This window comes from Arthrobacter sp. NPDC080031, assembly GCF_040702485.1.
In the GTDB taxonomy this organism is placed as follows: domain Bacteria; phylum Actinomycetota; class Actinomycetes; order Actinomycetales; family Micrococcaceae; genus Arthrobacter.
In genome coordinates, this window is the sequence record NZ_JBFBLA010000020.1 from 37,109 (window position 1) to 54,709 (window position 17,601).

The window sequence follows — 17,601 nt, forward strand, 5'->3', positions numbered from 1 at the left end:
GGATCCGTTCTTGTGACTTCACCGGCTGGAACAAACCGAAGGCCCCGAGTTGCGCCGGCGACCCGGGAGTGATGATCTTGCCCCTGCTGAAGCCCTCCTGTCCGGGAGCCACTAGAGCCAGCTCTTCCGCTTGAAGATGACGTACATGATGAAGCCCGCGGCAAGCATCATTCCCAGCGCCATGGGATAGCCGAATGGCCAATGGAGTTCAGGCATGACGTCGAAGTTCATGCCGTAGAGCCCGGTAACGAAGGCTGGTGCAAAGAAAATTGCGGCCCACGAGGAGATCTTCTTGGTCTGTTCGTTTTGTGCCGCGCTCGCCTCGTTTTGCCGGTTCGCGGTCAGGGTCCCGTCGAGGGTCAGGGCGTTTTGGAGCAGCTCGCGGAACCCATTGGCGCGGGAGATTACTTGTTCGACGTGGTCCTCCACGTCCCGGAGCATGCGCTGCAGCTCGATGTCGACTCCGTATTTCACGAACCCGCGCTTCAGCGAGGCCATCATGTCCGGGAGCGGGCTGATTGCGCGCTGGAACTGGATGACCTCGCGGGCAAGTTCATAAATGCGCCGCGAAACCAGGGGATCGCCGCCGAATAGCTGGTCCTCGATCTCGTCGATGTCGTTTTCCAGCCCCGAGATCACCGGGCCGTAGTCGTCCACCACCCGGTCCAACAATGCGTACAGGACGGCTTCGGGACCATGGCGCAGCAGTTCCGGTTGTTTTTCCAGATCGCGACGGACCTGGGCCACCCCGGGCGTTTCCGCGTGCCGGACCGTGACTACGAAGTTCTTCCCCGTGAAGATGTGAAGCTCACCGAACTCCACGCTCTCTGTAGCGTCTACGTATCGCGCAGGCCGGAGGACTGTGAAGAGGTTGTTGTCGTAGCGTTCCAGCTTGGGCCGCTGGTGGGCGTTGACGGCGTCCTCGACTGCGAGCAAGTGGAGGCCGAACTCGGCAGCAACTGCCGCCATTTCCGTCTCGTCCGGCCGGTACAGTCCAATCCACACCATCCCGCCGTGGGCGGCCAGCGTTTCGACGCTTTGCTCGAGGCTTCCAGGGGTGGCGGTCCGGATACCGTTCACATAGACGGCATTGTCAATGATGGTCACGAGGCTATTCTCCTCCCGTTACTGCAACGCTCCGATGATTGACCCGGCGACAGTCATGGCCACGATGTCATGCCCGGAGTCGATGAGGGTCACGGCGGACGGCCTGCCCGCGAAACCGTTGTGGATGACGTGGCCGCCGACGCGGAAGACAACCGCAATCACTAGCGCAAAGAAACCCGCGGCCACGCTGCCCTGCACGCCCAGCCTCCCGATGAGGACGGCCAGAAGGATGCTCGTGAGTGCTGCGGCCACCATCATGGGGACCCAGATTCCTGCGCCGCCGTCGATCTTCTTGAGGTCTTCCTCGGTCTTGCCAATGGCTTCCATCCATCGTCTGCCGAGGACGGCGGGCATGTACCAGACAAATCCGATCACCATGCTGGAAACGAACGCCAGGAGTATGGCCAGCCAGTTGAGGTGCTGAAGAGAAGAGAGCCAATCCATGCTGGAATCCTAGTCGGCTTCCCTGACCGGCGAATCAGTGGAAAGCTGCGTTTTGACCCGTTTCGTGGCGCCGGCGGTCTCGGCGGCGTCGGCGAGCCTGCCGATGAGCGGCTCTGTCCGGTAGGGGATATGGGTGTGCAGGGCAAGGACCGTCTCCGTGCGGATGACGCCTTTGGTTCTGAGGATGGAGCGAAGCGCGGTTTGCAGGTTGTGCGTGTCGGTGGCCACCACCCGGCATAAGAGATCTCCCCTCCCCGAAATTTCATGGACCTCAAGGACCTGGGGGATGCGGCGCAAGGCTCCGATCACGCCGTCGAGTTCGCGGTGGGTCACCTCCAACGTCACGAAGCCGACGACGTCGTAACCCACCTTTTCGAGGTCGACCTCGCGGCCGCCGTCGTTCAGAACGCCCGAGCGGACCAGTCGGCGCATCCTCGATTGGGCGGTGTTGCGCGCAATCCCCAGGGACTCGCTGAGTTCGCCGATCTGGACCCTGGGATCACGGATCAACTCGAGCAAGATCTTCAGGTCCGTCGGATCGAGGGTATTCAAATCATCACTCCGGCTCATTTGTGGTCATCAGTGGACCTCAATTTTGACTATTCTGATCAATTCTTTCATGGACATCTGATCTATCCAGCAGGCCTGCGGCATCCTATTGCCATCAATATTTTGGGCCGTCCAGTCCCGGCCCACAGGCCAGGTACCGTGATGGCCGCTGAGGCGAAGGCACGGAAATGACTGTCTTTAGCGAACTGCGCATGCGCCAGGCCACCGCCGGGCGCCGGGGCTGGGATGCTTCCACCACGGCGCGGCTGGTCCTGGCCGGCGCCGTCATGTTCACGCTGCTGGTCGGTGCCAACCTGGCGAGCCCGCTGTATCTGCTGCTTCAGGCAGAACTGGGAATCACTTCACTGGGCGTGACCATTGCTTTCGCAAGCTACGTCCTGGCACTCGTGGCTGTGCTGATGCTCGCCGGCCACTGGTCGGACCATATCGGCAGACGTGCGGCGCTGGTGCTGGCTGTCCTCGTTGGCTTGGCGGGCGGCTTGGTTTTCGCCAACGCTGACAACCTCTTGATGCTCTCGGCCGGCCGGATGCTCCAGGGCGTCGCCGTGGGCCTTGCTACCGGAGCGAGTTCGGCGGCGCTGCGTGAATTGCTTCCGTCCCGGCCCGAGTGGGCTTCCCGTTTCACTTTGCTGTCCTCCTCCGGAGGGGTGGCCGCCGGTCCCGCCATCGGTGGACTGCTTTCGCTGCTCCCGGGTGCCACCTCAACGCCGTTCTTCATTCACGCGGCCGTCCTGCTCCTATTGCTGGTCCCGCTGTGGCTTCTCAAAGCACGCCCGGCGATCCGGCCTGCCGAAGGCCCTCGCCCCTACACGGCGCTCGCCCCACGCAGGCCCTCCGTATCGCGGGAAGCCAGGGGAGCGTTTTGGCTCGCCTCAAGCGTGGGATTCCTCAGCTTTGCCGTGTTCGGATTCTGCCTTTCGCTCGCGCCCGGCTACTTCGCCGTCGTCGTGCACGCCGATTCCCGCCCCATGACCGGTCTGCTCGCCGGACTGACGCTCGGGGCGTCCGCGCTTAGCCAATTGCTGAGCGTCCGCGGCCGTTTCGCCGTGCCCGCCGGACTGGCGGTCCTGGGGGTTTCCATTGTGCTGGTCGGCGCGGCGGCGTCCCTGTCCAGTCCGGTGCTGCTGGTGGCATCGAGCCTGTCCGCAGGGGTAGGGCAGGGGATCGCCTTCCGGCTGGTGTTCAATGACGTTGCCGGCAAGGTTGAAGCGTCCCGGCACGCCCAGATCATCAGCACCGTCTACGTCATCACCTACCTTGGCAGCGCCGTGCCGGTCATCGGGTTGGGACTGGCTGCCTCGGTCATCGGGCTGGGCGCAGCTGCCAGCTATTTCACTGTGATGTGCGGGCTGGCCGCAACCGTGCTCGCCGTGGGATCCCTCCGCGGGGTGCTCCGCAAGGGCTGACCGGCGGCCCATGTGATGAGCCCGCGTTCGCAAAGATTCATTTGCAAAGAAACTCTTGCAAAGGTTTCTTTGCAAGAGTAGCGTTTCCGGCATGGACACGCTTCAAGAGCCGGAATTCCCCGTCCGCAAGGTCGATACGGCATCCCTCAAAGCGCTCGCGCACCCTCTGCGCGTCCAGATCCTCGAGATGCTGTCCCGTTACGGGCCGCAGACCGCCTGCAGCCTGGCCGAATTGCTCGATGAATCCAGCGGTGCCACGAGCTACCACCTGCGGCAACTTGCCAAGTTCGACTTCGTCCAGGAGGTCCAGGGCAAAGGGACGGCGCGGGAGCGGTGGTGGGAGCGGCCCAGGGGAGCAATCCAGATCACTTCGCCCGAGTTGGCACATTCACCGGCAACGCAGGAGGCATCGCGGCTGGTAACCCGCGAGTTCGAACGCAGCAGGCAGGCTGTCCTCGCCGACTTCATGGCACACGGCATGGACTCCTTGGACGAAGACTGGCTCGACGCAGCCATCGTCAACACGGCGAATGCCCGGATGTCGGCCGAGCAGCTGGGCCGCTATGCCCGCTCCATCGAAGCCTTCGCCCGCAATCTTCTGGAGGAGATCCGGAGCGAACCCGAGGCGGACGATGCCCGTCCCGTGCAGATCCATTTCAACGCCTTCCCGATCCTGGGCGTTCCGGCGTGGGCCGGAGACAAGAAATCCCGCGACGCCAAGTCGCACGCAGCAGCCACCGAAGGGAAAGAGTCATGAGCACTGCCACCGCACCATGCGGCACCTACCGCCGGCCCTCCATGCTGGAGTCGGCAGCCGCCGGAATCGGAACCAGCCTGGTTTCGTGGGCCGAGCGCAGGCGCTACACGCCTCCGGTCGACCCGGCCATGCAGCGGGGCGCCCTCACGCGCCGGCAGGAACTCGGTGACTTGCGCCAGGACGCCATTGGGGCCGCGCACTCGGGCTTCGAGCCGCGCCACTGAGCTGAGTCGAACCGCCCGCTAGTCAACCGCTATTCCGGCAGCGGCCCGTGGTTGCCCTGGATGTGGGCGAAGACCAAAGTGGTCTCGGTGTGGCCCACCACGGGGTCCGTAGCGAGGTTGTCCAGGACCCAGTCGCGGAGGTCGTCGGTGTTGGCTACGGCGATGTGCAGAAGGTAGTCCACGGAGCCCGAAGTGTGGAACGTGGAGATGACCGCAGGGAGGGCGGGAACCCGGGCGGTGAACCGGTCGATCTGGTCGCGGTCATGGGCGCGCAGGCGCACGGCGATCAGGGCCTGGACCGAGCGGCCGATTGCCGGGAGGCTGAGGACGGCTTCAAAACCCTCGATAATGCCGCGTTCGGAAAGTGACCGCGTCCGCATGAGCGCCGTTGACGGCGCAATTCCGACGAGTTCGGCCAGCTGCTTGTTGGAGATCCGGGCATCCTCGACCAAAGCCGCAAGGATGCGTTCGTCGATCGCATCCAAGGGCTCGCTGACGCCGACGGGCCGAACGTTCTTCGGGGTGGTGGTCACGGATCCTCCTGAAAGTGCTGTCTATTCATCATAGATGCCAGTTTCCACTCAATCCATTCATTTGCACTGTAAATCTCCGAATTATTGCCAGATACTGACCGAATTCAACGGTGAATAATTCAAGGAGAGCAGTGACAGCCATAGACACACTCGCAGTCCACGCCGGCCGGACAGGACTCACAGAGCAAGGCGTGCACGCCGTTCCCATCGACCTGTCAACCACTGCGCCGTTGCCTTCTGTTCACGACGGCGGCCTCGCCTACGAGCAGATGGCCACCGGGGGCGTGCGCCTCGACGGTCAGAGCACGGTGTACCAGCGTCTCTGGAATCCTACGGTAGCCAGGTTCGAAGACGGCGTAGCTGCGCTCGAAGGTGCAGCGCAAGCCGTCGGATTTGCCTCAGGGATGGCCGCCTTCAGCGCCGTGCTGCTCGCGTCCCAATCAGAAGGCAAGACGCACGTGGTGGCGGTGCGGCCACTCTACGGCGGCACGGACCACGTTCTGGCCAGCGGCCTGCTTGGCAACCAGGTCACCTTCGTCAAGGCCGACGGCGTCCGGGATGCCCTTCGTCCGGATACCGGCCTGGTGGTGGTGGAAACCCCCGCGAACCCGAGCCTTGACCTCGTGGACCTTGACCGCCTGGTGGCCGATGCCGGAAACGTTCCGGTTCTCGTGGACAACACTTTTGCCACGCCGATCCTCCAGCGGCCACTCAGGCACGGCGTTGCGATGGTTCTCCACAGCGCCACGAAATTCCTGGGCGGCCACGGCGACGCCATGGGCGGAGTGGTGGCAACAAGCGCGGAGTGGGCCACGCAGCTGCGCCGGGTCCGTGCCGTGACCGGAGGCATCCTAACTCCGTGGCCCGCATACCTGTTGCACCGGGGCCTGGCCACCCTCCCGATCCGGGTGCGGGCCCAACAGGACCACGCCCACAAGATCGCCGCAGCGCTCGTAGGCCACGAACTCGTCGCCAAGGTGTACTACCCGGGGCTTCCCGAGTGCGATCCCTTGCACTTGGTAGGTACACAGATGAGCGGTCCGGGCTCGTTGGTCTCTTTCGACCTTGAATCGGCCGAGCATGCGGAGCGCGTTCCCGGCGCGGTCCGCCTCATCACGCACGCAGTGTCTCTAGGCGGAATCGACACACTGATCCAACACCCGGCCGGATTGACCCACCGCCCGGTGGCCCCGGAGGCCAAGCCCCAGGCGCGCATGCTCAGGCTTTCCATCGGTTTGGAAGATCCGGCCGACATCATCGATGACCTGGTCCAGGCTATCGAGTCCACCGTTGATCTCAATTCCGGAACGTGAGTCTTGGTTACCTAAGGCAATCGGCTGGTTACCTTAGATCGTCCGACATACCATAAAGGTGCTGGGGTTGTCAATTTCCAATGGTGAATCGGATGACTCAAGGAGGCACTCGGAATGAGTGATGTCAGTCCACTAAGGAATGCAGTCCGCAAAGGAAGCGGCCTCAAGCAATTGGGTGGTACGTGGGGTGAACTCCTTGCCGAGTTCCTCGGCACATTCGTGCTGATCTCCTTCGGCGACGGGGTTGTGGCGATGGCGGTTGCCGCCTTGCCCGGCTCGGGACGGGCCGCGACGTCGACCACGATCTTCATGGCCGCCGGCGACTGGCTGTTGATCACGTGGGGATGGGCCATAGCGGTGATGCTGGCAATCTACGTCGGCGGAGGGGTCAGCGGGGCGCACATCAATCCGGCAGTGACACTGGCCTTCGCAGTCCGGCGGAAGTTTCCGTGGAAAAAGGTAGGCCCGTACATCCTTGCCCAGATTGTTGGCGCCTTCGCCGGCGCCGCGCTGGTGTACCTGCTCTATCACGATGCCATCGACGCCTATAACAAGGCTGTCGGCACCGGGCGCGCAGATCCCAAGGGGCTGGCGACATACTCCATTTTCGCCACCTTCCCGGCACCGTACTTCAACGGAAATCCCGTCGGTCCACTGGTCGACCAGATTGTCGGCACGGCTTTCCTCGTCTTGTTCGTCGTGGCCATCATCGACATGCGCAACACGGCCGTACAGGCGAACCTGGGCCCGTTCATGATCGGGCTCGCCGTGGCGGCGATCGGCATGTCCGTGGGCGCGAACGCCGGATACGCCATCAACCCAGCCCGTGACTTCGGACCGCGGTTGTTTGCCTGGCTCGCGGGATGGGGGCAAACGGCGCTGCCGGGAACCGTTGACGGAGCGTTCAGCTGGTATTTCTGGATCCCGATCGTCGGCCCCCTCGTCGGCGGAGTGATCGGTGTGCTGATCTACGACTGGTTCATCGGGGACGTGCTCCATGCGCGCACCCTGTTGGCGCAACCCACGCTTCCGGGACGGGCCGGCGCGGAGATCCCTCCGGCGTCCGAACCGAAACGGGCAGCCTAAAATAGCTCAATCCTGGCGCTGATCTGCCGTGCTGTGCGGCGAACGCACGGTCACACGGAGGAGCCGACGACGGCGACCTGGCGCGCCGGGGATCGGTGCACGACGGCGGTGATCACCGCCGTCGTGCACCCCAGCGCGATGACCGTCCAAGCGAGTGCGCCCCAGCCGAAAGCCTGGAAGGCGAGTCCGCCGGCCCAGCCAATAATGCTGGAACCCAGGTAGTAGGACAGGTTGTACAACGACGCTGCTTGCGCGCGGCCGACCGTCGCGATAGTTCCGGTCCAGCCGGCTCCGATGCTGTGCGCCGCGAAGAAGCCTCCCGTGAAGACAACCAAGCCTGCCAAAACCGCGGCGATGTTGTCCCACAGGGTGAGTCCAAGGCCGGCCGTCATGGTCGCGATTCCGGCGAGCATGACCGTGCGGCGGCCGAAGCGCATGGACAGTCCGGCTCCCCAGCGGGAACTCACGGTTCCGGACAAATACGCCAGGAAAATCAGGCTGACCACGGTGGCGGGCAGTCCGAAGGGCGCGGCATGGAGGCGGAATCCGAGGTAGTTGTAGACGGCCACGAAACCGCCCATCAACAGGAACGCTTGGACATAGAGGGCCAGCAGCCGAGGATTCGAAGAATGGCCCGCCAACGTCTTCACGGCCCCGCGGAAACCTCCAGCGGAACTCGGTGTGAAGCGCCGCGGCTTCGGGACCAGCAGCAGGAACAGGGCGGCCGATGCCGTCGCAAGGATGGAAACGGCGAAGGCCGCGGCCCGCCAACCCCACAATTCGCCGATGGGTCCCGCGAGCAGACGGCCGGCGAGTCCGCCGAGGGTCGTGCCCGCTACGTAGCTGCCGGCGGCCAGCGCGGCGTGCACTTTGTTGACTTCTTCATTCAAGTACGCGATGGCGATCGCCGGAATACCGCCCAGGGCCATGCCCTGCAGGGCCCTCAGGGCGAGAATGAGCGGAAAGGTGGGGGCCAGGGGGACGAGCAGGCCCAGGACCGTGGCTGCCGCGATTCCGATGGCCATCGCACGCACGCGGCCGATCTTGTCGGCGACGAAGGACCAAGGCAACACTGTTGCCGCCAGGCCTACCGTGGCCAGGGAAATGGTGAGCGCTGCCTCTGCCGCCGTGATGTGCAGCTCGTTCGCCATGAGTGGCAAGACGGCTTGGGTGGAGTACAGCTGCGCGAAGGTGGCCACTCCGGCGAGGGCCAGGCCGGCGAGGATCCGCCGGTAGGCAGTGGAGCCCTTCAGGTGGCCTTCCCGATCGGACTCTGCGGGGCTCGTGGATGCTGCGTTGGTACTCACCTTTCCACAGTAGGGCGATCCGAAGTGATGATTCCAATGCATGATTCACTTAAGATTGATAGCCAATATGGATGATATTGAAATGGTCAATCCGAGGATGGACAGGCATGGACGTCGAACACAAGCAACTGGTCCAGCTACTGCCGTTGCTGCCACTGCTGGCTGAGCTTGGCCGGACGCAACATGTCACCGAGACGGCCGAGCTGCTCGGAGTACCCCAATCGACCGTGAGCCGGGCGCTGGCCCGGGCAAGCGCCGTCGTCGGGACCGAACTCCTTATCCGTGAAGGCCGCGGAGTCCGCCTGACCCCGGCCGCCAAGACCCTGCTTCCCTACATCGAAGCGGCGCTCGCCGAGTTCCAGGCGGGACTGGACGTGGTCCGCCACGAATCCGATGTAGTCCGCGGCCGAATCGGGGTGACCTTCCAGCACACTTTCGGCGAGGCCACGTTGCCGCTGCTCATGAGCGCATTCCGGAGCCGGCACCCTTCCACGGCGTTCGAGCTCAGCCAGGGAGCACGAGCCGCCTGCCTCGATTCGCTCATCGCGGGCGAGGCCGACTTTGCCTTGACGGCACCCGTGGCGGCGCCGGGCAGGGGCCTCGCCTCGGCGTCGCTGTACCGCGAGCCGTTGCGGTTGGTGGTCCATCACCGCCATCCGTTGGCCCGGCGGGCCAGCGCGCGGCTCGCCGAGCTCAAGCATGAGCCGTTCGTTTCCATGGGGCCCGGCTTCGGCTTGCGTTCGCTGACCGACGCGATCTTCCGGCACGCGGGCTTCCGCCCCAGGGTCGCTTTCGAGAGCCAGGACTCGCACACCATCCGCGGGCTCGTGTCCGCTGGACTGGGCTACAGCATCCTGCCGCCGGGAGGACTAGGGCCCGGACCTCAAGGGGTCCTGGATTCCACGGACCTGGGGTGGGTGGAAGTGTCACTCGACTCGGAACTCGCATACCGGGAGATAGGGATTGCCTGGCGTGAACGGCGCAAGGAACCGGACCCCGTAAGGCTTTTCCGTGAACTGGTGCTTTCCGATGGGCCGGGGCTGCTCGCAGGACTTGTCAAAGCGCGATCCGGTACCCAATAGATCCACCCGCTGCGCCCGCGCTAGGCTTTTGGACGTGGAGACTGCAGAAAACACGACCCCCCGGCCCGACGACGGATTGGTATCGGGCGCCGCCGAGGGCACTGCCCGCGGACCCGTGCCGAGTCACGGCTCCGTCGCGGCAACGGTCATCGGGCTCGACATCGGTGGCACGAAGACCCGCGGTGTCCGCTTCGAGCACGGCAAGCCGGTCCGCGACGAAAGCACGGGGAGCTCCAACGTCCAGAACGTGAGCCGGGAGACGGCTGCGAAGAATCTTGGCGAGCTCTTCGCCATGATCGGTGGCGGCGACGTGGACCGCGTCCTCGCCGGCGCAGGGGGAATCGACACTGACGCCGATGCCCGCGCCCTGGCCGAGCTGATCGAACCCCATGTCCCGGGCGCACAGGTCACGGTAGTCCACGATTCCCGCCTGCTATTGGCGGCAGGCCGGGCCAGCACCGGAGTGGCCGTCATCGCCGGGACTGGATCCGCGGCCTGGGGAAAGAACGCCGAGGGGGAGGAAGCCCGGGCCGGCGGCTGGGGCTTCCTCCTGGGCGACGAGGGCAGCGGTTACTGGCTGGGCCGGGAGGCAGTGCGTCACAGCCTCCGGCGGATGAACAAAGGGCTGGAGCCGGATGGCCTCACTGTGGCCCTCCTGGAATCCTGCGGCGTGGATGACCCCAACAAACTCATCGCACTGTTCCATTCGGAGGACACCGACCGGCGGTACTGGGCCCAGCGCGCAAGCGCCGTAGTCGAGACCGCGCGTGAAGGGCTCGAGATCAGCCGCCAACTTCTGGACCAGGCAGGGCGGGATCTCGCGGAGCTGGCGGCGCAGGCAGTTCGCCAGCTTGGCCTCCCCGGACCGGTGATTCTGGGCGGCGGGCTCGGCATGAACGTCGAGCCCTTGCAGTCCGCTTTCAGGGCGGGACTGGCCGCGCACGGGATCACCGATGTACGGGTCCTGGATCAGGAACCGGTTTTCGGTGTGCTGCAGATTGTCGCGGAGTTGCCCTAAAGCCGACGCGCGAATGGACAGCGGACGCGGAAAAGGACTGGCGACGCGAGAACTCCGTTGTCGCCAGTCCTGAGGTGTGTCGCCAGGCTGTGGGGTCTACTCCGCAGCCCTGTTCCGGGACCTCGGCTTGAGCTGGACGCCCGGCATGGGTGGTGCGGGGATGCGCCCGGCTTCGGCTCCGGCATCGGGCCCGTGGCCATGGATCCAGCCGAACCGCGAAGCGCGGGCATCCTCGTCGCTCAGGAGCGCCTGGGCTTCCCAGTCTTCCCGGGCCTGCTCCACTTCCTCGTGCGTCCGGCCCACGAAGTTCCACCACATCAGGATGTCCTCTTCGAAGGGTTCCCCGCCGAGAAGCATGAAGCGTGTTCCTGGCGCCGCCTCAAGGCGGAGCGATTCCCGGCCCATGCCGAGGAAGGCCAAGGGACCGGGATCGACTTCCTGGCCGTCGATGACGGCGGAGCCGTCCAGGACCAGCACGGCATGCTCGAATTCGGGGTTCAGCGGCAGCTCGATCGGGCCCGAGGCTGAGATTTCTACGCCGACAATCGGGCTGTACATGACGGCGGGAGAGCTCTGCCCGGCGAATTCGCCCACGAGCACCGTGGCCCTGAAACCATCAGTGGCGACCACCGGAAGATCGACGATCTGCTGGAACGACGGCGCCCGGTGCCTTACGGCGTCGGGCAAAGCAACCCACAACTGCAGGCCCCGGGACAGCGGCAGGAGGGCGCCGCCGTCGGGCGAGTCCGGGTGAAGTCCTGCCGGCAGCACGCCGAACTCGGAATGCGAAATGCCGCGGCCGGCCGTCATGATGTTCAACTGTCCGGGACGGACCACGACGTCGCTGCCTACGCTGTCGCGGTGCCGCACCTCGCCTTGGAGGGGCCACGTGACCGTCTGCAGTCCCATGTGCGGGTGGGGAAGAACGCTCATCGCGACGCGGTCCGGGCCGAAACTATCGAGGAAGCACCAGGCTCCTACGGTCGGCATTCCGCGCTGGGGCAGGGTGCGGGAGACCGTCATGTTGCGGACACCGCCCAAGGGAACTTCGCGGGCCGGCCAAAGCTGTACAAAAGGACCCTGCCCGGGGTGTCCGGCGGGGCAGACTTCCTGGGACGGGGCCGTTTCCAAGTTGGTCACGATACAACTCCATGTGCTGAACAGTGTTCCTCCCAGCTTAGGCCTAGGCTGGCTCCATGAGCATGCAGTTCGACACCCGCCCGGCCGCGTACGGCGTGGTCATCGGCGACGGAGCAATCCTTTTGGCCTATTGGAAGCAAGACGGCAAAGAGGGCTGGACCCTTCCTGGCGGAGGCCTGGACCTGGGGGAGCATCCCGTGGACGGCTGCCGCCGCGAGATCCGGGAGGAAACCGGGTACGAGGCCGACATCGGAGCGATGCTCGGGATCGACGTCGGCCACTGGCCGGGTGAGGAGCGGCTGGACGGATCCGGCCGTGATTTCCAGGCACTCCGGCTGGTCTACGAGGCAAGCATCACGGGCGGCGAATTGACCCACGAGATAGACGGCAGCACTACCCACGCCGCCTGGGTGCCGCTGGGCAAGGTTCCCGGACTGAACAGGGTGTCCCTGGTCGATATAGGCCTCCGCCTGCACCGTGAGCGGCCCCTCAACGGAAAACTGCCGATGCCCTGAGGATTGCCGATTCATTACGGTCTTCGCGCCTGCGCTGACATCGTCGGTGGTGCTGGTTAGGCTGTAGAACATCAGTTCGCTGTTGATTGATTTCCCTCGTTGATATTTGCGGCCCGAAAAGTTAGGTAAGCCCCGGAATGGCTGAAGCCATGATTGAGTTCCAGAGCGTCACCAAGCAGTATCAGGGCGGACAACCCGCTGTTGATCGATTGAGCATGTCCATCGACAAGGGTGCCATCACTGTATTCGTCGGACCCTCGGGCTGCGGAAAGACCACGTCCCTGCGGATGATCAACCGCATGGTGGAGCCCACCTCGGGCACCATCACCGTGGCCGGCAAGGATGTTTCGAACGAGCCGGCCGCCCAGTTGCGCCGCTCCATGGGCTACGTCATGCAGTCTTCGGGACTCATGCCGCACCGTTCGGTGCTGGACAACATTGCCACCGTTCCGCGGCTCAACGGCGTATCCAAGGCGGCGGCCCGCAAACGCGCGGAAGAGCTGCTCGACGTCGTCGGGCTGGCGTCGGTGCTCGGCAAGCGGTACCCGTCCCAATTGTCCGGCGGCCAGCAGCAGCGCGTCGGGGTAGCCCGCGCGCTCGCAGCGGACCCGCCCGTGCTGCTCATGGATGAGCCCTTCAGCGCGGTGGACCCCGTGGTCCGCGACGAGCTCCAGCAGGAACTCCTCCGGCTCCAGCGCGAACTGGCCAAGACGATTGTCTTCGTCACCCATGACATCGATGAAGCCACCGTGCTCGGCGACAAGGTGGCCGTTTTCGCCGTCGGCGGCAAACTGGCGCAATACGCGGCACCTGAAGAGATCCTTCGGGCGCCCGCCAATGACTTCGTAGCCTCGTTCGTAGGCCGCGACAGGGGATTCAGGCACCTTTCCTTCAACGGCGCCGAGGATGTTCCGGTGCATCCGGTCAAGACGGTGGAGGCCCCGCAAGTTGCCGCGGGCAGCAGCGAATGGGCCTTGGTGCTCGACGGCGACTCCCGGCCCTTGGGATGGGCCTCGCCGCGCGACGGTGCCGGCCTGATTCCCGGAGGCTCCTTGTTCCGGCGCGGGGATACGCTCCGCAGGGCGCTGGACGCCGCTTTGTCCTCACCTTCGGGCCTTGGCGTGGTGGTGGACGACGCCGGCAGGCTCGCCGGTGTGCTCAAGGCCGATGAAGTGCTGGCGCTCATCGAGAAGACCCGGCACAACCGGGAGGACGCCCCCTGATGGAATGGTTCCTGGCGAACAGCGGGATGGTCTTCGAGCGGGCCGGCGAGCACCTTGTCCTGGCGTTGATTCCCATGGTTTTGGGACTGCTGATTGCGGTGCCCTTGGGGCAACTGGCCCGGCGCAACCGTACACTCAGGGCTGTGGTCACCACGGGAAGTTCCCTGCTGTACACCATTCCTTCCTTGGCGCTTTTCATCATTTTGCCGCCGGTCCTGGGTACGCGGATCCTGGATCCGCTCAATGTCGTGGTTGCCCTCACCCTGTATGCCGTCGCCTTGCTGGTGCGGGCTGCCATGGACGCCTTCGATTCCGTGGACGACGACCTCCGCATGGCGGCAGTGTCCATGGGGTTCAAACCGACCGCAAGGTTCCTGCAAATCGACCTTCCGCTTTCCCTGCCCGTGCTTTTTGCGGGCCTGCGCGTGGTGTCCGTCAGCAACATCTCCCTCGTGAGCGTCGCCGCGCTCCTGGGGGTCGGGAACTTGGGAATGCTGTTCACCGACGGGTTGCAGCGCTCGTTCGTCACTGAGGTGGTGGTCGGCATCATCGCTATCCTCCTCCTGGCCCTCATCATGGATACGTTCCTGGTCCTGCTCGAGAAGCTCCTGACGCCCTGGACCCGGGCCGGTGCGGCAACCGCCAAGCAAGACGCCAAAACAGCGCAGTTCATCGCCGATGCCCGGATCCATGCGGAGGCGGGCCGATGAGCAACATCTTCGTTGACACCCTCGCATGGCTCACGGATCCAGCTCATTGGTCAGGAAGCGGCGGAATCGCCACGAGGCTCCTGGAGCACCTGGAGTATTCCGGGCTGGTCCTGGTGATCGCCGCGGCCATCGCCGTGCCGGTGGGCCTCTTCATCGGCCACACGGGACACGGACGCGTCGTTGCCGTGGCGTTCGCCGGCGCCTTGCGGGCCCTCCCCACCCTCGGCCTGCTTGTGCTCTTTGCCCTGTTGGCTGGAAGCGGACTCATGCCTCCCGTCTGGGCCCTGGTCATCTTGACTGTGCCGCCTCTCCTGGCCGGGACCTACGCCGGGATTTCGAGCGTTGATCCAACGGTGGTTGACGGCGCCCGGGCCATGGGCATGACAGAACTCCAGATCTTGTTCCGCGTGGAGCTGCCCAACGGACTCCAGGTCATGTTCGGCGGCATCCGCACGGCGGTCCTCCAGGTCATCGCAACGGTTTCCGTGGTGGCGTACCTTCCGCTGGGAGGCCTGGGGCGTTATCTTTTTGACGGATTGGTCCTTCAGGACTTCCCCCGCATGCTCGGCGGGTCACTGCTCATCGCGGCGTTGGCAATCGCCGTCGACCTCATTCTGGCCATGGCGCAGAGGATCCTCCTCCCGCCCGGACTTTCCACCGATTCCAACGGCGGCCACAAGGCCGCCGGAGATCTCGCAGCCGCTGCACCAGCAGGGGCTGCCGTTCAAGGAGGTACCGCATGAAGCAACCCGTCCCCCTGACCCGCCGCGGGCTCGGCGGCCTAGCGGCCGGAGTCGGCATTGCGCTTGCCCTGAGCGCATGTGGCGGCAGCCCGCTGGCCACCCCGTCCACCAGTGCCCCCTCCGGGGCCGGCGGCTCGCTCACCGTGGGCTCGGCGGATTTCCCCGAGAGCCAGGTCATCGCCGAAATCTACGCCGGAGCACTGAACGCCGCCGGCGTCACCGCTACCACCAAGCCCAACATCGGATCCCGCGAGATCTATTTCAAGGCCGTGCAAGACGGTTCGATCGACCTCGCCCCCGACTATTCAGGGAACCTGCTGTCCTACCTGGATGCCAATGCCACGCAGGTCTCGGCTGACGACGTCTACAAGGCGCTGCCAGGAAAGCTTCCGCAGGGCCTTGGAGTGCTCGACCCCGCCAAGGCTGAAGACAAGGACGCCATGGTTGTCACGAAGGCCACGGCGGAGAAGTACCAGCTCAAGTCCATCGCGGACCTGGCCAAGGTCTGTGGGGACTTAACGATGGCGGCACCGGCAACCTTCGAGACCCGCGCCTATGGGTTTCCGGGACTCAAGGCCAACTACAACTGCGTGCTCAAGGGCCTGAAGCCGTTTAGCGACGGCGGCGGCAACCTCACGCTGCAGGCCCTGCTCTCCAACGACGTCCAGGTTGCCGACATCTACACCACCACGCCGTCCATCCAGGACAACGCCCTGGTGGTCCTGGATGATCCCAAGAACAACTTCAAGGCCCAGCAGGTCCTCCCGCTGTACAACATGGCCAAGATGACGGACAAGGCGAAGACAGCCCTCAACAACGTGTCCAAGATCCTCACCACGGACGACCTCATCAACCTCAACCGGGCAGTCAGCGGCAACCAAAAGCAGAACCCCAAGGACGCTGCGGCCGCTTGGCTCAAGGACAAGGGGATCGTGAAGTAAGTCCCCACCGCCTCCATCGCCTCGCTCCGCTCGTCCAGGGAACCCTCCCCGCCACCTCCCCAAAACTCGCAAGCTCGATTTGGGCCCCTCGGTGGCGTGGGCCCAGGCGGCGGAGGCCCCTGCAAAGGACGACGGCGGCGAGGAACCCTTTTTGGGGGCCTCGCCGCCGTCGTCGCGAATGTGAGTGATGTCTCAGCTGAAGTACATCCCCGGTATGGCATATTTGATGAATGGCAGAATTCAAGCAGTCCACCAAGCTTCATAATGTCCTTTACGACATCCGTGGACCGATTCTTCAGGCCGCCCAGCAGATGGAGGCAGAGGGTCACCGTATCCTCAAACTGAACATCGGAAACCCGGCACCGTTCGGATTTGAAGCGCCGGACGCGATTTTGGTGGACATGATCCGCCATCTGCCCCATGCCCAGGGATACAGCGATTCGCGCGGAATTTTCTCGGCCCGCACCGCCGTTTCGCAGTACTACCAGACCCGCGGCATCCAAAACATCCACGTAGACGACATCTACCTTGGCAACGGCGTCAGCGAACTCATCACCATGTCGCTCATGGCCTTGCTCGAAGTGGGAGATGAGATTCTCATCCCCACTCCCGACTACCCGCTTTGGACCGCCTCGGTGGCATTGGCCGGCGGACGTCCGGTCCACTATCTGTGCGACGAAGAATCGGGCTGGCAGCCTGACCTTGAGGACATGGAATCGAAGATCACGCCTCAAACCAAGGGCATCGTGGTCATCAACCCCAACAACCCCACGGGTGCCGTGTACCCGGAGGAGACCCTCAAGAAGATCGTGGCCCTCGCCGAAAAGCATGGCCTGGTGGTGTTCGCGGACGAGATCTACGAGAAGATCCTCTACGAAGACGCCGTCCACGTGAATCTTGCCGGACTCACCGGCGACGACGTGCTCTGCTTGACGTTCAGTGGATTGTCCAAGGCCTACCGGGTGTGTGGCTACCGCGCCGGCTGGATGGCCATCTCCGGACCCAAGAAGGACGCCGCAGACTATCTTGAGGGCATCAACCTGCTGGCCAACATGCGTCTGTGCGCCAACGTGCCGGCGCAGCATGCCATCCAGACCGCCCTCGGTGGCCACCAAAGCATCAACGATCTCATCCTGCCCGGGGGCAGGCTCCTTGAACAGCGGAACAAGGCCTACGATCTTCTCAACGCCATCCCCGGCGTAAGCACACAACAGGCCAGGGGCGCCCTCTATTTGTTCCCGAAGTTGGACCCCGAGGTTTATCACATCCGTGACGACGAGAAATTCGTGCTCGACCTTCTCAAGGAGCAAAAGATCCTCGTCTCACACGGGCGGGCATTCAACTGGGTGCGTCCTGACCACTTCCGCATGGTGACCCTGCCGAACGTCAAGGACATCGAGGAAGCGATCGGCCGCATGGCGGACTTCCTGGGGCGGTACCAAGGCAACTAGCCTGTAGTGCAAGCCGCAACGAATGCGGCCG

At 64.3% G+C, this 17,601-nt stretch carries 19 protein-coding genes; 13 read left to right on the plus strand and 6 right to left on the minus strand.

The window, feature by feature from the left end:
• Positions 1–111: 111 nt before the first annotated feature.
• Genes corA through AB0323_RS16720 form a run of 3 tightly spaced genes read right to left on the minus strand, consistent with a single transcriptional unit; the run spans position 112 to position 2,121 of the window.
• Entirely contained in the window at positions 112–1,107 is a 996-nt protein-coding gene (corA, locus tag AB0323_RS16710; protein ID WP_366178313.1) for a magnesium/cobalt transporter CorA, read from the minus strand.
• Positions 1,108–1,125: 18 nt separating this feature from the next.
• On the minus strand, positions 1,126–1,551 hold the full coding sequence (locus AB0323_RS16715; RefSeq protein ID WP_366178314.1) for a DUF1761 domain-containing protein: 426 nt from the start codon (positions 1,549–1,551) through the stop codon (positions 1,126–1,128).
• 9 nt (positions 1,552–1,560) lie between these two features.
• On the minus strand, positions 1,561–2,121 hold the full coding sequence (locus AB0323_RS16720; protein ID WP_364532829.1) for an Lrp/AsnC family transcriptional regulator: 561 nt from the start codon (positions 2,119–2,121) through the stop codon (positions 1,561–1,563).
• Positions 2,122–2,288: 167 nt separating this feature from the next.
• On the opposite strand from AB0323_RS16720, the gene AB0323_RS16725 reads away from it, so the two are divergent.
• The 3 genes from AB0323_RS16725 (at position 2,289) to AB0323_RS16735 (ending at position 4,508) form a co-directional block, all read left to right on the plus strand.
• Positions 2,289–3,527: an MFS transporter gene (locus AB0323_RS16725; protein ID WP_366178315.1), complete on the plus strand. Its 1,239-nt coding sequence runs from the start codon at positions 2,289–2,291 to the stop codon at positions 3,525–3,527.
• A gap of 91 nt (positions 3,528–3,618) precedes the next feature.
• The gene (locus tag AB0323_RS16730) at positions 3,619–4,284 is read left to right on the plus strand and encodes a winged helix-turn-helix domain-containing protein (protein ID WP_366178316.1); all 666 of its coding nucleotides are present in this window, start codon (positions 3,619–3,621) and stop codon (positions 4,282–4,284) included.
• Entirely contained in the window at positions 4,281–4,508 is a 228-nt protein-coding gene (locus tag AB0323_RS16735; protein WP_366178317.1) for a 2-nitropropane dioxygenase, read from the plus strand. Before AB0323_RS16730 ends, AB0323_RS16735 begins: the two co-directional genes overlap by 4 nt.
• Positions 4,509–4,537: 29 nt before the next feature.
• Here AB0323_RS16735 and AB0323_RS16740 read toward each other — a convergent pair whose 3' ends face one another.
• Positions 4,538–5,041: an Lrp/AsnC family transcriptional regulator gene (locus AB0323_RS16740; RefSeq protein WP_366178318.1), complete on the minus strand. Its 504-nt coding sequence runs from the start codon at positions 5,039–5,041 to the stop codon at positions 4,538–4,540.
• 131 nt (positions 5,042–5,172) lie between these two features.
• Here AB0323_RS16740 and AB0323_RS16745 point away from each other — a divergent pair, with 131 nt between their 5' ends.
• Positions 5,173–6,354, plus strand: a complete 1,182-nt coding sequence (locus AB0323_RS16745) for a PLP-dependent aspartate aminotransferase family protein (RefSeq protein ID WP_366178319.1) — start codon at positions 5,173–5,175, stop codon at positions 6,352–6,354.
• 114 nt (positions 6,355–6,468) lie between these two features.
• Complete coding sequence (locus AB0323_RS16750) at positions 6,469–7,440, plus strand: MIP/aquaporin family protein (RefSeq protein WP_366178320.1); 972 nt, start codon at positions 6,469–6,471, stop codon at positions 7,438–7,440.
• A 50-nt stretch (positions 7,441–7,490) separates the two neighbouring features.
• On the opposite strand, the gene AB0323_RS16755 is transcribed toward AB0323_RS16750, so the two are convergent.
• Positions 7,491–8,747 (minus strand): MFS transporter, encoded by a 1,257-nt coding sequence (locus AB0323_RS16755; RefSeq protein ID WP_366178321.1) that lies wholly within the window; start codon positions 8,745–8,747, stop codon positions 7,491–7,493.
• A gap of 107 nt (positions 8,748–8,854) precedes the next feature.
• Between AB0323_RS16755 and AB0323_RS16760 the strand changes: the two genes are divergently transcribed.
• The gene (locus tag AB0323_RS16760) at positions 8,855–9,829 is read left to right on the plus strand and encodes a LysR substrate-binding domain-containing protein (RefSeq protein WP_366178322.1); all 975 of its coding nucleotides are present in this window, start codon (positions 8,855–8,857) and stop codon (positions 9,827–9,829) included.
• Positions 9,830–9,944: 115 nt separating this feature from the next.
• Complete coding sequence (locus AB0323_RS16765) at positions 9,945–10,847, plus strand: BadF/BadG/BcrA/BcrD ATPase family protein (protein WP_364533767.1); 903 nt, start codon at positions 9,945–9,947, stop codon at positions 10,845–10,847.
• Positions 10,848–10,943: 96 nt separating this feature from the next.
• Here AB0323_RS16765 and AB0323_RS16770 read toward each other — a convergent pair whose 3' ends face one another.
• A complete protein-coding gene (locus tag AB0323_RS16770) occupies positions 10,944–11,987 on the minus strand; it encodes a pirin-like C-terminal cupin domain-containing protein (RefSeq protein WP_366178323.1) in 1,044 nt (347 codons plus the stop codon).
• Positions 11,988–12,043: 56 nt separating this feature from the next.
• Here AB0323_RS16770 and AB0323_RS16775 point away from each other — a divergent pair, with 56 nt between their 5' ends.
• The 6 genes from AB0323_RS16775 (at position 12,044) to AB0323_RS16800 (ending at position 17,570) form a co-directional block, all read left to right on the plus strand.
• Positions 12,044–12,502, plus strand: a complete 459-nt coding sequence (locus AB0323_RS16775; RefSeq protein ID WP_366178324.1) for an NUDIX domain-containing protein — start codon at positions 12,044–12,046, stop codon at positions 12,500–12,502.
• Positions 12,503–12,639: 137 nt separating this feature from the next.
• A complete protein-coding gene (locus AB0323_RS16780) occupies positions 12,640–13,725 on the plus strand; it encodes an ABC transporter ATP-binding protein (RefSeq protein ID WP_364532860.1) in 1,086 nt (361 codons plus the stop codon).
• Positions 13,725–14,435 (plus strand): ABC transporter permease, encoded by a 711-nt coding sequence (locus tag AB0323_RS16785; protein WP_366178325.1) that lies wholly within the window; start codon positions 13,725–13,727, stop codon positions 14,433–14,435. The genes AB0323_RS16780 and AB0323_RS16785 overlap by 1 nt, the downstream gene beginning before the upstream one ends.
• The gene (locus AB0323_RS16790; RefSeq protein WP_364532866.1) at positions 14,432–15,178 is read left to right on the plus strand and encodes an ABC transporter permease; all 747 of its coding nucleotides are present in this window, start codon (positions 14,432–14,434) and stop codon (positions 15,176–15,178) included. Before AB0323_RS16785 ends, AB0323_RS16790 begins: the two co-directional genes overlap by 4 nt.
• Positions 15,175–16,119 carry an ABC transporter substrate-binding protein gene (locus AB0323_RS16795; RefSeq protein ID WP_366178326.1) on the plus strand — a complete coding sequence of 315 codons (945 nt, stop codon included), beginning with the start codon at positions 15,175–15,177 and terminating at the stop codon, positions 16,117–16,119. Before AB0323_RS16790 ends, AB0323_RS16795 begins: the two co-directional genes overlap by 4 nt.
• Before the next feature lie 230 nt (positions 16,120–16,349).
• A complete protein-coding gene (locus tag AB0323_RS16800) occupies positions 16,350–17,570 on the plus strand; it encodes a pyridoxal phosphate-dependent aminotransferase (RefSeq protein WP_059387460.1) in 1,221 nt (406 codons plus the stop codon).
• Positions 17,571–17,601: the final 31 nt, after the last annotated feature.

Coding starts and splice junctions, on each gene's coding strand:
- AB0323_RS16720 (WP_364532829.1), bottom strand. CDS start 2,121: ATGAGCCGGAGTGATGATTTGAATACCCTCGATCCGACGGACCTGAAG.
- AB0323_RS16785 (WP_366178325.1), top strand. CDS start 13,725: ATGGAATGGTTCCTGGCGAACAGCGGGATGGTCTTCGAGCGGGCCGGC.
- AB0323_RS16795 (WP_366178326.1), top strand. CDS start 15,175: ATGAAGCAACCCGTCCCCCTGACCCGCCGCGGGCTCGGCGGCCTAGCG.
- AB0323_RS16715 (WP_366178314.1), bottom strand. CDS start 1,551: ATGGATTGGCTCTCTTCTCTTCAGCACCTCAACTGGCTGGCCATACTC.
- AB0323_RS16735 (WP_366178317.1), top strand. CDS start 4,281: ATGAGCACTGCCACCGCACCATGCGGCACCTACCGCCGGCCCTCCATG.
- AB0323_RS16790 (WP_364532866.1), top strand. CDS start 14,432: ATGAGCAACATCTTCGTTGACACCCTCGCATGGCTCACGGATCCAGCT.
- AB0323_RS16800 (WP_059387460.1), top strand. CDS start 16,350: ATGGCAGAATTCAAGCAGTCCACCAAGCTTCATAATGTCCTTTACGAC.
- AB0323_RS16780 (WP_364532860.1), top strand. CDS start 12,640: ATGGCTGAAGCCATGATTGAGTTCCAGAGCGTCACCAAGCAGTATCAG.
- AB0323_RS16775 (WP_366178324.1), top strand. CDS start 12,044: ATGAGCATGCAGTTCGACACCCGCCCGGCCGCGTACGGCGTGGTCATC.
- AB0323_RS16730 (WP_366178316.1), top strand. CDS start 3,619: ATGGACACGCTTCAAGAGCCGGAATTCCCCGTCCGCAAGGTCGATACG.
- AB0323_RS16760 (WP_366178322.1), top strand. CDS start 8,855: ATGGACGTCGAACACAAGCAACTGGTCCAGCTACTGCCGTTGCTGCCA.
- AB0323_RS16750 (WP_366178320.1), top strand. CDS start 6,469: ATGAGTGATGTCAGTCCACTAAGGAATGCAGTCCGCAAAGGAAGCGGC.
- AB0323_RS16725 (WP_366178315.1), top strand. CDS start 2,289: ATGACTGTCTTTAGCGAACTGCGCATGCGCCAGGCCACCGCCGGGCGC.